The 12422-nt window shown below is 68.2% G+C and carries 11 protein-coding genes; 5 read left to right on the top strand and 6 right to left on the bottom strand.

Going from position 1 to position 12422, the window contains the following annotated elements; genetic code table 11:
* Nucleotides 1–71: 71 nt before the first annotated feature.
* The 6 genes from RS901_RS06280 to RS901_RS06255 all read right to left on the bottom strand — a co-directional run bounded on the left by RS901_RS06280 (nucleotide 72) and on the right by RS901_RS06255 (nucleotide 6135).
* The gene (locus tag RS901_RS06280; RefSeq protein WP_035817912.1) at nucleotides 72–236 is read right to left on the bottom strand and encodes a rubredoxin; all 165 of its coding nucleotides are present in this window, start codon (nucleotides 234–236) and stop codon (nucleotides 72–74) included.
* Complete coding sequence (locus RS901_RS06275) at nucleotides 233–1108, bottom strand: metal-dependent hydrolase (protein WP_018314048.1); 876 nt, start codon at nucleotides 1106–1108, stop codon at nucleotides 233–235. The genes RS901_RS06280 and RS901_RS06275 overlap by 4 nt, the downstream gene beginning before the upstream one ends.
* 47 nt (nucleotides 1109–1155) lie before the next feature.
* Nucleotides 1156–2118, bottom strand: a complete 963-nt coding sequence (locus RS901_RS06270) for an alpha/beta fold hydrolase (RefSeq protein ID WP_316152054.1) — start codon at nucleotides 2116–2118, stop codon at nucleotides 1156–1158.
* Entirely contained in the window at nucleotides 2115–3005 is an 891-nt protein-coding gene (locus RS901_RS06265) for an SDR family NAD(P)-dependent oxidoreductase (RefSeq protein WP_316152053.1), read from the bottom strand. Before RS901_RS06265 ends, RS901_RS06270 begins: the two co-directional genes overlap by 4 nt.
* Nucleotides 3006–3066: 61 nt before the next feature.
* Nucleotides 3067–4641, bottom strand: coding sequence for an NAD(P)/FAD-dependent oxidoreductase (locus RS901_RS06260; RefSeq protein ID WP_316152051.1), 1575 nt, complete (start codon nucleotides 4639–4641; stop codon nucleotides 3067–3069).
* A gap of 420 nt (nucleotides 4642–5061) precedes the next feature.
* Nucleotides 5062–6135, bottom strand: coding sequence for an AraC family transcriptional regulator (locus RS901_RS06255; protein ID WP_316152049.1), 1074 nt, complete (start codon nucleotides 6133–6135; stop codon nucleotides 5062–5064).
* A gap of 115 nt (nucleotides 6136–6250) precedes the next feature.
* Here RS901_RS06255 and RS901_RS06250 point away from each other — a divergent pair, with 115 nt between their 5' ends.
* The 5 genes from RS901_RS06250 (at nucleotide 6251) to RS901_RS06230 (ending at nucleotide 12412) form a co-directional block, all read left to right on the top strand.
* Nucleotides 6251–6856: a hypothetical protein gene (locus tag RS901_RS06250; protein WP_316152047.1), complete on the top strand. Its 606-nt coding sequence runs from the start codon at nucleotides 6251–6253 to the stop codon at nucleotides 6854–6856.
* An 8-nt stretch (nucleotides 6857–6864) separates the two neighbouring features.
* Nucleotides 6865–8460, top strand: a complete 1596-nt coding sequence (locus RS901_RS06245; RefSeq protein WP_316152046.1) for a GMC family oxidoreductase — start codon at nucleotides 6865–6867, stop codon at nucleotides 8458–8460.
* 268 nt (nucleotides 8461–8728) lie between these two features.
* Nucleotides 8729–9703 carry a TetR/AcrR family transcriptional regulator gene (locus RS901_RS06240; RefSeq protein ID WP_316152044.1) on the top strand — a complete coding sequence of 325 codons (975 nt, stop codon included), beginning with the start codon at nucleotides 8729–8731 and terminating at the stop codon, nucleotides 9701–9703.
* Nucleotides 9704–9909: 206 nt separating this feature from the next.
* Nucleotides 9910–10806, top strand: a complete 897-nt coding sequence (locus tag RS901_RS06235) for a DUF1571 domain-containing protein (protein ID WP_316152043.1) — start codon at nucleotides 9910–9912, stop codon at nucleotides 10804–10806.
* Between the two features lie 250 nt (nucleotides 10807–11056).
* The gene (locus tag RS901_RS06230; protein WP_316152042.1) at nucleotides 11057–12412 is read left to right on the top strand and encodes a DUF2957 domain-containing protein; all 1356 of its coding nucleotides are present in this window, start codon (nucleotides 11057–11059) and stop codon (nucleotides 12410–12412) included.
* Nucleotides 12413–12422 lie beyond the last annotated feature (10 nt).

Raw genomic sequence — 12422 nt, 5'->3', positions numbered from 1 at the left:
GCAAGCGGGAGAGGGGAGTTTCGCCTTCGGTTGGCAAGTCACCTCAGCCCTTGCCGACCTCAAAACTCCGCCTATAGCGCAACCATGTCGAAATCCGCTTTCGCCATGCCGCAGTCCGGGCAGCTCCACTCCAGCGGGACCGCGCCCCACGGTGTGCCGGGCGCGATCCCGTGCTCGGGCATGCCGAGCGCTTCTTCATAAACGAATCCACAGATACGGCACTGCCAGATGGTCATGCGGCCCCCCGCAGCGAGGGCGCACGGGTAGAGACGCCGGCGGCGCGCGCGGTGTCTTCGATCTCTTCGACCAGCGGGGCGATGCGCGCCAGCTCGGCGCGGTTGTCGTCGTCCCACGGATGGAAGCCGGGGCGGAAGTAGCTGAGCCATTCCGGGATCATCTTGGGCAGCACGCCGGGCGAGGCCCACAAAAAGCGCAGCACGCTGCCAAACCCGGTCAGCTTGTTGCGGCACCCCTTGTCGCCCATCACCAGCGCGATGTGAAACACGAACACCATGGCCCAGAACGTCACGGTGGTGGTCAGCATGGTGAAGGTGCGCAGGAAGTAGCGGTAGGGGCCGGGCTTCATCACCGTGTTCCAGACATCGTAGGCCACGGCCTTGTGCTCGGTTTCTTCCAGCGCGTGCCAGGTCCACACCTGCCGGTAGCCGGTCTCAGAGGCCGCGCCCATGTGGCGCTGATCCTGCAGCAGGCCGCCGGCCAGCATCGCGGTGTAGTGCTCAAGCGCGATGGTGTGGGCCAGCTGCCAGGACTTGGGCAGGATCTTGCGCAGCACGTCCAGCAGTTTCCACACCGTGCGGTCCAGCGCCGCGGCGGGCAGGCCGGCGTCTTCCATCAGCCGGTTGTAGAGGATGTGCTCGCGCGTGTGCATCGCTTCCTGGCCGATAAAGCCGGCGATGGCGCGGCTCAGTTCGGGGTCTTTCACCTGGTCGCGGTAGTTGCGCACGCTGTCCATGAAGAAGCGCTCCCCGGCGGGGAAGAAGATCGACAGCGCGTTGATGAAATGGGTGACGTGACGGCCCCGTTCGTGCCAGTCGCTGATGCGTTCTGGCGGCAGGTGGGGATGCACGTCGCGGCGGACTGGCATCATGGCGGTCTCCTTGGGTGAAGGCCGGCGCGTGCTGCGCCGGTGGGAATTCATTGGGCGGCGAGGAACGGCAGCAGGTCTGCCGCCACGCGTTGCGGGTCTTCTTCCATCGGCACGTGGCCAAGCCCCGCGTAGCGGCGCAGCTGCGCGCCGGGGATGCGCTCGGTGAAGGCCTGCGCGTGCGCGGGCGGGATCCAGCGGTCGCGCTCGCCCCACAGCACCAGCGTGGGCGCGCGCACGCTGCCGAGCAGGTGGGTGTCAAGCTGGGCAAAGTCCAGCCTGGGCACCATCTTGCCGACGGCCTCGCGGCTGCCTTCGGCGTAGAAGAAGTCCACGTAGCGGCGAAAGGTGGACTCCGGCACGCGCGAGGCATCGCCATAGACGTCGCGCGTGGCGGCGCGGATGATGAACTCCGGCAGCATCCACGGTGCCGACCAGCGCACCGGCGCATGGCGGAACAGGTCGATGTAGATCGGCAGCCGCATCGGGAAGCCGGCGGCGTCGATCAGCACCAGCTTGTCGACCGCACTGGGCCGGCGCACCGCCAGATCCCACGCGATCAGCCCGCCCAGCGAGTTGCCGATGATGCTGGCGCGGCGCACGTTCACCGCGGCCAGGAAGGCATCGATGAAGTCGCGGTAGCGGTGCACGTCCATGGTTTCGATGCGCCCGCGCGCATCGCGCAGCGGCCCGGTCAGCCCGAACGGGGCGAGGTCCAGCCGCAGCACGCGATAGTGCTGCGCCAGCGCCGGCACGATCCCTTGCCACGTATGCAGCGAAGCGCCAAAGCCGTGGATCAGCACCAGGGTCTCGCCGTCGGCGGGGCCTTCGTCGGTGTAGTGCACCATCGCATCCAGCACGCGCACCCAGCGCGAGGCCGGCAGCGCATGGCGCTGCGCCAGCGTGGCGCGCGACAGGCTGAACAGCCCTACGCGGCCTTGCCCGAACCAGCGCGTCAGTACCCCCGGTGGTGCAAGCAACGAAGCATCCTGTTCGATCGCGAGCCGGTTCACGGGCGCTCTCCCTGGCCGATCGAGGCCGGTGCCGCAGCGGGGCCCAGATCGCGCTTGCGGCGCGTCTCGCGCACCACCAGCGACTGGTAGGCAGCCGGCAGCAGCCGCGCCATGGCATCGGCGGCATAGGCGTCGGGTCCGATCAGCACGCGCCGGCGGTTGCGGCGCACGCCCTCCAGGATCACGCGCGCGGCCTTGTCGGGCGAGGTGATGAAGAATTTCTCGAACTCATCCTTGCCGTGCTGCGCGTCGCGCACCAGGAAGCCGTTGACGCTGGATGACACGCGGCTGGCCTGGGCGATATTGGTCTTGATGCCGCCCGGGTGCACGGTGGTGGCCGACACCCCACAGTCCATCAGGTCCAGCTCCTGCCGCAGCGATTCGGTGAAGCCGCGCACCGCGTACTTGCTGGCGTTGTAGGCGCCCATGCCGGGCTGGGCGAAGATGCCGAAGATGCTCGACGTGTTGACCACGTGGCCGTCGCCGCAGGCCTTCAGGTATGGCAGGAAGGCCTTGGTGCCGTACACCACGCCCCAGAAGTTGATGCCCATGATCCATTCCAGGTCGTCGTAGCTCATGCCCTCGACGGTGCTGGACAGCGCCACGCCGGCGTTGTTGAAGATCAGGTTGATGCAGCCGTGGGCCTCGGCGGCCGCGGCGGCCCACGCGTAGACCGCGGCGCGGTCGGCTACATCCACGGTGTGTTGTGTGATGCGGGCCTGCGGCGCGGCGGCCATGGCCTGGGCCACGGTCTGCGCCAGCCCGGCCTCGTTACGGTCTGACAGCGCCAGGTGGCAGCCCTGCCGTGCCAGCGCCAGCGCCAGCGCGCGGCCGATGCCCGAGCCGGCGCCGGTGATGGCGGCAACCTTGTTGCGGAAGTCCTTCATGTCCGGTCTCCTTCCGGTGATGTCGTTCTTTTGGGTGTGAATCGGGGGGAATGCGTGTGCGTCAGGCACCGGCGACCGTGGCAATATCGGCCGACCCGGGCTGCATTGCGGCCTCGTCCGGCAACGCGCGCCGCACCGGGTACAGGTCGTAGTCGGTCATGCGAAAGCTCGCCGTGGCGCGGCGGAACTGCCAGGTGAAGCCCGGCCACAGCGTGGTGTTGCGGCCGCTGCGCGGGTCGATGTACCAGCTGGCGCAGCCGCCGGCGGACCAGATCGCATGGCCCAGCCGCCCCTGCAGCCGTTCGTTGAAGCGGCGCTGCACCGGCTCGCGCACGTCCACTGCCTGCACGCCTTCGCGGCGCATCTGCTGCAGGGCGTCCGCGATGTAGGCCACCTGCGACTCGATCATGAACACCATCGAGCTGTGGCCCAGGCCGGTATTGGGGCCGACCACGAAGAACAGATTGGGGAAGCCCGCTACGGTGGTGCCCAGGTAGGCCTGCGCGCCATCGCGCCAGGCATCGACCAGGTCCACGCCGTCAAGGCCGGAGATCACGCCGCGCGGCATAGGGTCGGTGGCATGGAAGCCGGTGCCCAGGATGATGCAGTCCGCGGGCCGGCGGGTGCCGTCGCGCAGCACCACCGCGTCGCGCTCCACGCGGGCGATGCCGGTGGTGACCACGTCCACGTTGTCGCGCGCAAGCGCCGGGTAGTAGTCGTTGGAGATCAGCACGCGCTTGCAGCCGATGGTGTAGTCGGGCGTCAGCGTTGCGCGCAGGGCGGGGTCGCGCACCTGCCTGGCCAGATGGCGGCGCGCGACGCGCTCCACCACCTTCATGATCTTCGGATTCAGCACGAAACCCAGCACGCGCGATTCCAGCATCCAGTAGATCCCGGTGCGCACCAGCGTCTGCGTGAACGGCAGGCGGCGGAACAGCCAGCGCTCGGTCGCGCTGACCTCGCGGTCCGGCTTGGGCATGATCCACGGCGGGGTGCGCTGGTACAGGTCCAGCTGCGCCACCTGCGGCGCGATCTGCGGCACGAACTGGATCGCGCTGGCGCCGGTGCCGATCACGGCCACGCGCTTGCCGGCGAGCGCATAGGCGTGGTTCCAGTGCTGCGAGTGAAAGCATTCGCCCTCGAACGAGTCCAGCCCCGGGATATTGGGGTAGGAAGGCCGGCTCAGCCCGCCCATGCCGGAGACCAGCACGCGCGCCCGCACCACCTTGCCGTCGGCCATCTCCAGCCGCCACACCTGCGCGGCCTCGTCCCAGGCGGCGTGGCGCAGTTCATGGTGCAGCCGCAGGTGCGGGCGCAGGCCGAAGCGGTCGGTGCAGCCTTCCAGGTAGGCGCGGATCTCCGGCTGGGTGGAGAACATGCGCGACCAGTCCGGGTTGGGCGCGAATGAAAAGGAATACAGGTGCGACTGCACATCGCAGGCGCAGCCCGGGTAATGGTTGTCGCGCCAGGTGCCGCCGACGGAGCCGGCCTTCTCGAAGATCAGGAAGTTGCGCTCGCCGCGCTCGCGCAGCCGTATCGCCATGCCGAGGCCGGCAAAGCCACTGCCGATGATGGCAATGTCTGTGTGCTCAAGGGCAGGGGATGCCTGCTGCGGCAGCTCCGCGGGTGCATTCATGGGCGCTCCTCACCGTTATTACAGTGTTTATTGTGACATTGATGGATGTCATCGTAGGAAGCGCAGGGCAGGTGGTCAATGCCGTGAGTTGAAGAATGGTTCTAATTTTTTGGGATTTCCAGCGGCGTTTGGCGCACATGAAACAACGCGATGCCACCCCGGAGGCGCTTGCGCTGTGGGATGCAGTCGTGCGTTTGAAACCGGGAGGTTTTTTTCAGGCTTCGCGGATCACGAAGGCGTGGCCGCAACATTCGGGCACCAGTGTCCTGTTCCGCAGATGGCTTGCCAAAATGAAATCGTCCAGTTGGTCGTCAGGCTAGGCGCGAGGAGGCGCCATTGCCGTAGCTATGGCAACGACGAGCAACGACGCATGGCGGCCAACTGGGCGATTTCATGGCAAGGTATTTGCGGAACAGGACACTAAGCGGCCTGTCCCTTGCGCCGCCAGCCGTGCGGCGTTTCACCGGTCCAGCGCTTGAAGGCGTGGGTGAAGGCACTCTGCTCGGAATAGCCCAGCCGCATCGCGCACTGCGCCAGGCTGATGCCGGGATCGGCAAGGTACTGCTCCGCCAACGCGCGCCGCACGTTATCCACAAGCTGTGAATAACTGATGCCCTGCGCCTGCAGCCGCCGCTGCAGGGTGCGCACGGGCATGCCCAGGTGCGCGGCCACGTCGGCAATCGGCAGTTCGCCCTGCGGCAGCCGCCCGCTGATATAGGCACGCGCCTGCGCCAATGCGTCGGCCCCGGCCGGCGCGATCTGCTGCAGCTGGGTATCGGCGATGCGGGTCATTTGCGCCTGCATGCCCGCGTCGGCCTGCAGCGACGGCAGGTCCAGCAAGGCCCGTTCGATGTGCATGGCATGGCGCGCGGCGTTGAAGACCACGGGGCAGCCGAACACCTCGGCGTGCAGCCGGGTATCGGCAGGCGCGGGATGCGGGAATTCCACCTGGGTGGCCACGTGCTGCTCACCGATCAGCCAGCGCGCGAACACCACCCAGGTTGCCATGTGCAGCTCATGCGCATGGCGCGACAGCGGGCCATGCCGGGCCTCCCAGGTCATGCAGGCGGCCTGCGGCGTTTCAATCAGGCGGGTGGCGCCGATATCGTTGGCCAGCACCTCATAGCGGATGCCTTGCAGGATGGCATCGCGCACGGTGGGCGTGGTCAGCACCACGTAGCCCATCTCGGCATAGTGGCGCGGCGCGAACGCGGCGCCGGCGCGCAGGCCGACATCGGGATCGCCGGTAACCTGCTCCAGCCAGTCCAGCAGCGCCAGGTAGGCGGCACCGGGAATGCGCGTGGCGGTCTGCGCACCGGTGGCGTGCAGCAGCTCGGGCGGCACGCCGACGGCGCGCAGCTGTTCGGCCGGGGCAATGCCCTGGCGCGCGCCGTGGTCGAGCACGGCGCGGAGGTAGGCGAGCGAGACGGTGCCCAATGCGGTGCCCGCTTGCGTACCACTGGCACCGCCGTCGGGCCGGTTGGCGCGTGGCATCAAATCACCTGTCGTGCGGGATCAAGACCGGGCACCGATCTTTATCCAAACTCCGGGTAGCGTCAATGCGGGCCTGCCCGCGCCTGAATACAAGAGACCGACGCAAGGAGACAACATGGCCCCCAATCATCCACACCGTCGTGCGGATGCCGATGCCGAGGCGCTGCACGCGCTGACGCGGCGCGGCTTCCTGAAGGTCGGACTCGGCTTCTCGGCCGCGCTGGCCTGTACCGCGCTGGTGCCGTCGCTGGCCGGCTGCTCGTCGGCAGATCCCGCGCCGCAGGCCGGCATGACCTGGCTGCGCCCGGAAGACGTGGCGATGTTCCGCGCGCTGCTGCCGGCCATCGTCACCGAGCTGGCCGAAGCCCCGCCGCCACGGCGCGCGGCCCTGGAGCAGGACGCGCTGAGCAATATCGACGCGACCTGCGCCGCGATGGGCGCGGGCGCGCAAGCCGAGTTGCGCAAGCTGTTCGGCCTGCTTGCCAGCATGCCGCTGCGCTGGGCGCTGACCGGCATCCGCCAGGACTGGAGCGCGGCCACGCCCACGCAGGTGCAGTCCTTCCTGGCGCGCTGGCGCGCCAGCCGCCTGGCCACGCTCAATGCCGGCGCGGTGGTGCTGGTCAAGCTCACCAGCGTGGGCTACTACGTGTTGCCGGCCGCATGGGCGGGCAGCGGCTATCCCGGCCCCAACGCGGCCGTCTACAAGGCGCTGCACGCCTGATCCCCGACATGGCCATCGACAATCTCTACGACGCCGGCATCGCCGCCGGCTGGAAGGTACTGGACGCTGCAACCTTCACCACCACGCGCACGCTCGATGCCGACGTCGTCATCGTCGGCAGCGGCGCGGGCGGCGGCATCAGCGCCGAGGCGCTCAGCCGCGCGGGCCTGCGCGTGGTGCTGCTGGAAGAAGGCGCGCTGCGCACCTCGGACAGCTTCCGCGACATGGACGAGAACCGCGCCTATCGCGAGCTGTACCAGGAGGCCGCGGCGCGCACCACGGCCGACGGCGCCATCGCCATCCTGCAGGGCCGCTCCGTCGGCGGCAGCACCACGGTCAACTGGTCATCGAGCTTCCGCACGCCGCCGCAGACGCTGGCGCACTGGGCCACGCATCACGCCGTCACCGGCCACAGCGAGGCCGACATGGCACCGTGGTTCAGGAAAGTGGAAGAGCGCCTTGGCATCGCGCCCTGGGCGATGGCACCCAATCCCAACAACGACGTGCTCAAGCGCGGCTGCGCGACGCTGGGCTGGGAATGGCACGTGATCCCGCGCAACGTGAAGGGCTGCTGGAACTCCGGCTACTGCGGGCTGGGCTGCCCGGTCAATGCCAAGCAGTCGATGCTGGTATCGACCATCCCGGCGGCACTGGCCAGCGGCGCGACGCTGGTGCACCGCGTGCGCGTGCGCACGCTGGACCATGACGGCAAGCGCGTGCAGTCGGTCACCGGCGAGGCGCTGGGCGCGGACGGCTATACGCCCACCGGCGTCGGCGTGATCGTGCGGGCCAAACACTTCATCGCCGCCGGCGGCGCCATCAACACGCCGGCGCTGCTGCTGCGCTCGCGCGTGCCGGACCCGCATGAGCGGCTGGGATTGCGCACATTTATCCATCCAGTGAATATCAGCATCGCCAAAATGCCGGAGCGCATTGATCCCTATTATGGCGCACCGCAGTCGATCGCTTCCGACCACTTCCAGTGGAAGGACGGCGCGACCGGGCCGATGGGCTACAAGCTGGAGGTGCCGCCGCTGTTCCCCGGCATCAGCGCGGGCGTGGTCAACGGCGTGGGCGAGGCGCTGCGCCGCGACATGGCGCAACTGCCCCATACCAACGCCATGCTGGCACTGCTGCGCGACGGCTTTGTGCCAGAGAGCACGGGCGGGCGCGTGCGGCTGGCGGCCGACGGCAGCCCGCTGCTGGACTATGAGATGAGCGACTACGCCTGGGACGGCGTGCGGCGCGCGTGGCTGAGCATGGCGCAGGCGCAGTTTGCCGCCGGCGCGGCGCGCGTGCGGCCCGCCCACCTGGACGCGGCCGAGTACCGCAGCTGGCCCGAGGCGCGCGACGCCATCGCGCAACTGCCGCTCAAGCCGTTCCGCACCGCGCTGTTCACCGCGCACCTGATGGGCGGCTGCGGCATGAGCGACGATGCGCGCGGCGGCGTGGTGGACAGCCATGGCAACCACCACCAGCTGGCCAACCTGTCGGTGTTCGACGGCTCGGTGTTCCCGACCAGCGTGGGGGCCAATCCCCAATTGTCAGTGTTCGCGCTGACGGCGCAGAATGCGGACGCGCTGGCACGGAGCCTCACGTCATGAGGTATTGGCCGCGCAAGCCTGCAATGTCCTGCGTTGCAGGCATCCGGCATGCCTGCTCCATGCAGGCGGCGGGCGACATTGTTGTGCGATTCCCCACACCAGTGGCGCAATTAGAATGTCCACTCCAATTCAGGTCTTGTGAAACGCTCGAAGCGGTGGATAGGCTTCGTACAGCTGTTTCAAGCATCCGTATGCCGTCAGAGCAGGGAGCGGAACAGCGTGGCAAATTGCTAAGGGGTTTACGGCAGCAACGAAGAGAGACGCCCCCATGAAGACCGGCAAAAGCTCGGCAGGAGACACCAAGGCCCGGATTCTCGACGCCACGGAAAAGTTGTTTACCGAGGTCGGCTATGAAGCCACCTCGCTCAGGCAGGTCACGTCGCGCGCCATCGTCAACCTGGCCGCCGTGAATTACCACTTCCGCAGCAAAGACATCATGATGCACGCCGTGCTGAGCCGGCGGCTGGATCCGCTCAACGCGCGGCGCCTGGCGCTGCTCGATGCGTGCGAAGCCCGCTGGCCCGGCAACAGCATCCGCTGCGAGCACGTGATGGGTGCGCTGTTCGTGCCCGCGCTGCAGATGGCACGCGACCCGTCGGTGGGCGGGCCGTCGTTCCTGCGGCTGCTCGGGCGCGTGTATTCGGACACCTCGCCCTTTATCCAGCAATACCTGCTGGAGCACTACGCCCCGGTGTACGGGCGCTTCTTCGACGCCTTCTCGCGCGCCATTCCGGGACTGCCGCGGCATGAGCTCGGCTGGCGCCTGCAGTTTGCGCTCAAGGCGCTGGCCGGCGTGCTGGCCGGCGAAGAGCTCACCAGCCTGCTGCCGGTGTTCACGCAGGGCCGGCAGATGAGCGATGCGCACGTGCTGGCCCAGCTCACCGCCATGGTGGAAGCCGTGCTGAACGTGGCGCAACCCAGCGCGGACGACTTCTCGGCCCTGCAGTCGGTGTTCGAGCTCGGCGAGCAGCAGCAGGCCGAGCAGCGCGCCAGCAGGCTGGCCGCTGCGCAGCCCGCCGATGACCTGGGTGCCAGTTGCGCCGCAATGGCGGCAACGATGGGCGATGCGGCCAGCCAGACCGCCGCCGCCCTCGGCAAGGCTCGCATCAGCGCACGCACCGTGCGCAATGAGGGCGCCAATCGCTCAGCCGTGACCAGCATGCCGGTCCGCGCGCGCGAGCAAACCGTGAGCTTCCCCAGCAACCCGCTGGATGACTGGATGCGAATGCGCACCAGGACATAGCGGCGCGCGCCGCACCCGGTTACCGCCGGGCCGGCGCCACCGCCCTCACGCAAAACCTGAACCGTCGATCCACCCAGCGAGGCCACGCACAGGCCCCGCGGACCCCGTGCGCCCTATCGGATTTTCCAAGGGCGCGGCGGTGGCCCCGTTCGCCCTGCGCTGCCCGCGCTCCGCCTCCTGGCGGACATCTTGAGGAGGAAGCTGCCATGTCGATCCAACCGCTTTACCTTGCCGCTGTCGCCGGTGCCGTCATCGGACTGCTGGCTGCGCCACTGGCCATGCCCCCCGTGGCCATAGCCCAGACGGCCACAACCACCGCCGCCGCGGGCACGGGCTATGACGGCCAAACATCCGCTCAGCAAGCCGCACTGTTCTCGCGCCAGGTCGCCAGCGGCGAACTCGCGCGGCTGTCCGATGAGCAGGTGCTGGCCGTGTTCCAGGCGCTGCAGCCGGATGCGCTGCTGAAATGGGCCCGCGCCGAGATGAACCGCTATCCCGAGTACGAGTACCGGATGTCGCGCCAGGAGCGGCTCAACAACCAGTGGCAGGACCAGCCCGCGAAGATGCAGATCCGCTACCGCCATCAGCCGCGCCAACTCTATGCCAAGTGGCTGCCCGGCGGCGCGCAGTCGGGCCAGGAAATCATCTACGACGAAACCCGCCGCAAGGACGAGATGTACGGCCACCTGGGCGGCGTGCTGGGCTTCACCTCGATGTGGATCGGGCTGGACGGCACGCTGGCGCGTTCGCAGTCCAACCACACTGTGCGCGACCTGGGCTTCCAGTTCGTGCTGTCGATGCTGGAGCGCGACGCGAAGTCGCTGCGTGCCGCCGGCCTGCCCGAGAAATACAGCAAGGCCGAGATCGTGCAGGAGCAGGGCGTGCGCATGGTGGCGCTGACCTGGGACCTGCCGGCCGGCGCGCCGCAGTACTACGCCAAGAAGGTGCAGCTGATGCTGGACCTGAAGCATCCCTATATCCGTGTGGAAACCGCCTGGGATGCCGACGGCAACATGGTCGAGAAGATCGTGTTCGACAAGCTGGTGCGCAAGACCTTCGAGGCCTCGGCGTTTGATCCGGCCAATTTCGACTATCGCTTCTGAAATGCGGCAAAGCGGCGCGCACCGTGCGTTTGAATCGGTGGCCCGCGCCGCCTGCCGCCCAGTCCGTGCAACACCCGCAATCGACAGCCACATGCGGCATGCACGCCAGGCGCGCCTGTTTGGAACGGCCGCTCTATTGACGCAAAAACACGCGAGCGGCGAGAGTCGCCGCACCCGGGAGGGATCCGGCCGCAGAGCCGGACACCAGATCCAGAACCAGGGGTCGCCAGAAAAAATCAGGAGACAGGCAATGACCATGTCGATGCTTCGACGCAGCACTTTGGTTTTGACAGGGGTGAGCCTTGCCGCGGTGCTGGCCGGCTGCGGTGGCGGCGGCGGCGATGAAGAGGCGCCGCGCGCCACCACGCAGGCGCCGCCGCAATGCGCGGACACGGGCACGTGCCCCACGCAGGGGCCGGTCACCATCGGCGGCCCGCCGGGGTCGTTGTGCCCGGCTGCACTGGACTACAGCACCACCTTCACCGGCGGCTCCGGCGCGGGCGAACTGGTGAAGCTGCGCTTCGACACCGCGGCCCGCACCTACCAGCTGGAGATCATCGAATCACCGGTGCCCAAGCAACCCGGCAGCGTCAGCCCGACGCGCGCGGGCGTGACCTTTACCGGCACCTTTGCCAACATGACCTCGCTGCCGACCGCCGAGCAGAACCGCTGCGCAGTCGCGCTGCAGACGGCCACGGCGTCTGACGGCACCTCGCAGGCCAATATCGACAGCGCCAGGCCGCCGGTGATCTTCCTGGGCAATGGCGTTGCCGGCGGCGGCATCCCGGGTGCCACCATCTCCTATCCGGGCGTGCTCGGGCTGGGCGCGATCCCGGCCACCACGTTCCCGTTCTACCCGGTGCTGGCATTCGCGCAGACCGAGACCGACTTCACCAGGGTGGCCGGCAGCTACAACCTGCTGGGCTACCACCAGGTGCCGTCCGGCGGCTCGCTGACTTCGTCGAGCCACTTCACGCCCGCGACCGCGCAGACCACCGAGACGCTGAACGCCGACGGCAGCTGCACCGTGGCGGCCGGCAGCTGCCTGAGCACTGGCAACAGCTGGAAGCTGCGCAGCGCCGACGGTGCCTTTGAAAGCGGCAATGCCGATGGCAGCCGCCGTTACCCCTCTTTCCAGAGTGCGGCCATCACCAACAACAACGCCAGCCGCGCCAAGGGGCTGATGGTGGTGGGCAAGCTCAACGGCGCGCTGGTGCCGCTGCTGGTGCGCACCGGCTACGCGCAGATCTCGCTGCTGCCGCTGACGGTGAATGTCGACGACGAATCGGGGCTCGCACTGATGGCGCCAGCGAAGTCGCTGGCCAGCGGCCAGCTTGACGGCGGCTACATCGGCTCGGGCAGCGATTTTGTTTACACCGCCTCGCTGGTCAAGGGCGCGCGCGTGGAGCTGCTGGACCCGATGACGATGAACCAGACCGGCGCCTTCCAGCTCGACTTCACGCAGAACGCGCCGGGCATGATCGCCACCACCGACAACAGCGGCACCACCGGCGCGCTGATCGCCAGCGGCCGCGTGTTCAGCCACTTGTCCGGCACCGGCAGCGCCAGCCCGACCTTCCGCGTCGGCGTGCTGGCAGCACCCTGAGTCCACCAAG

It is taken from the genome of Cupriavidus sp. BIC8F (assembly GCF_032465815.1).
Lineage (GTDB): Bacteria > Pseudomonadota > Gammaproteobacteria > Burkholderiales > Burkholderiaceae > Cupriavidus > Cupriavidus necator.
This window is presented reverse-complemented; position numbering and strand designations above follow the sequence as displayed.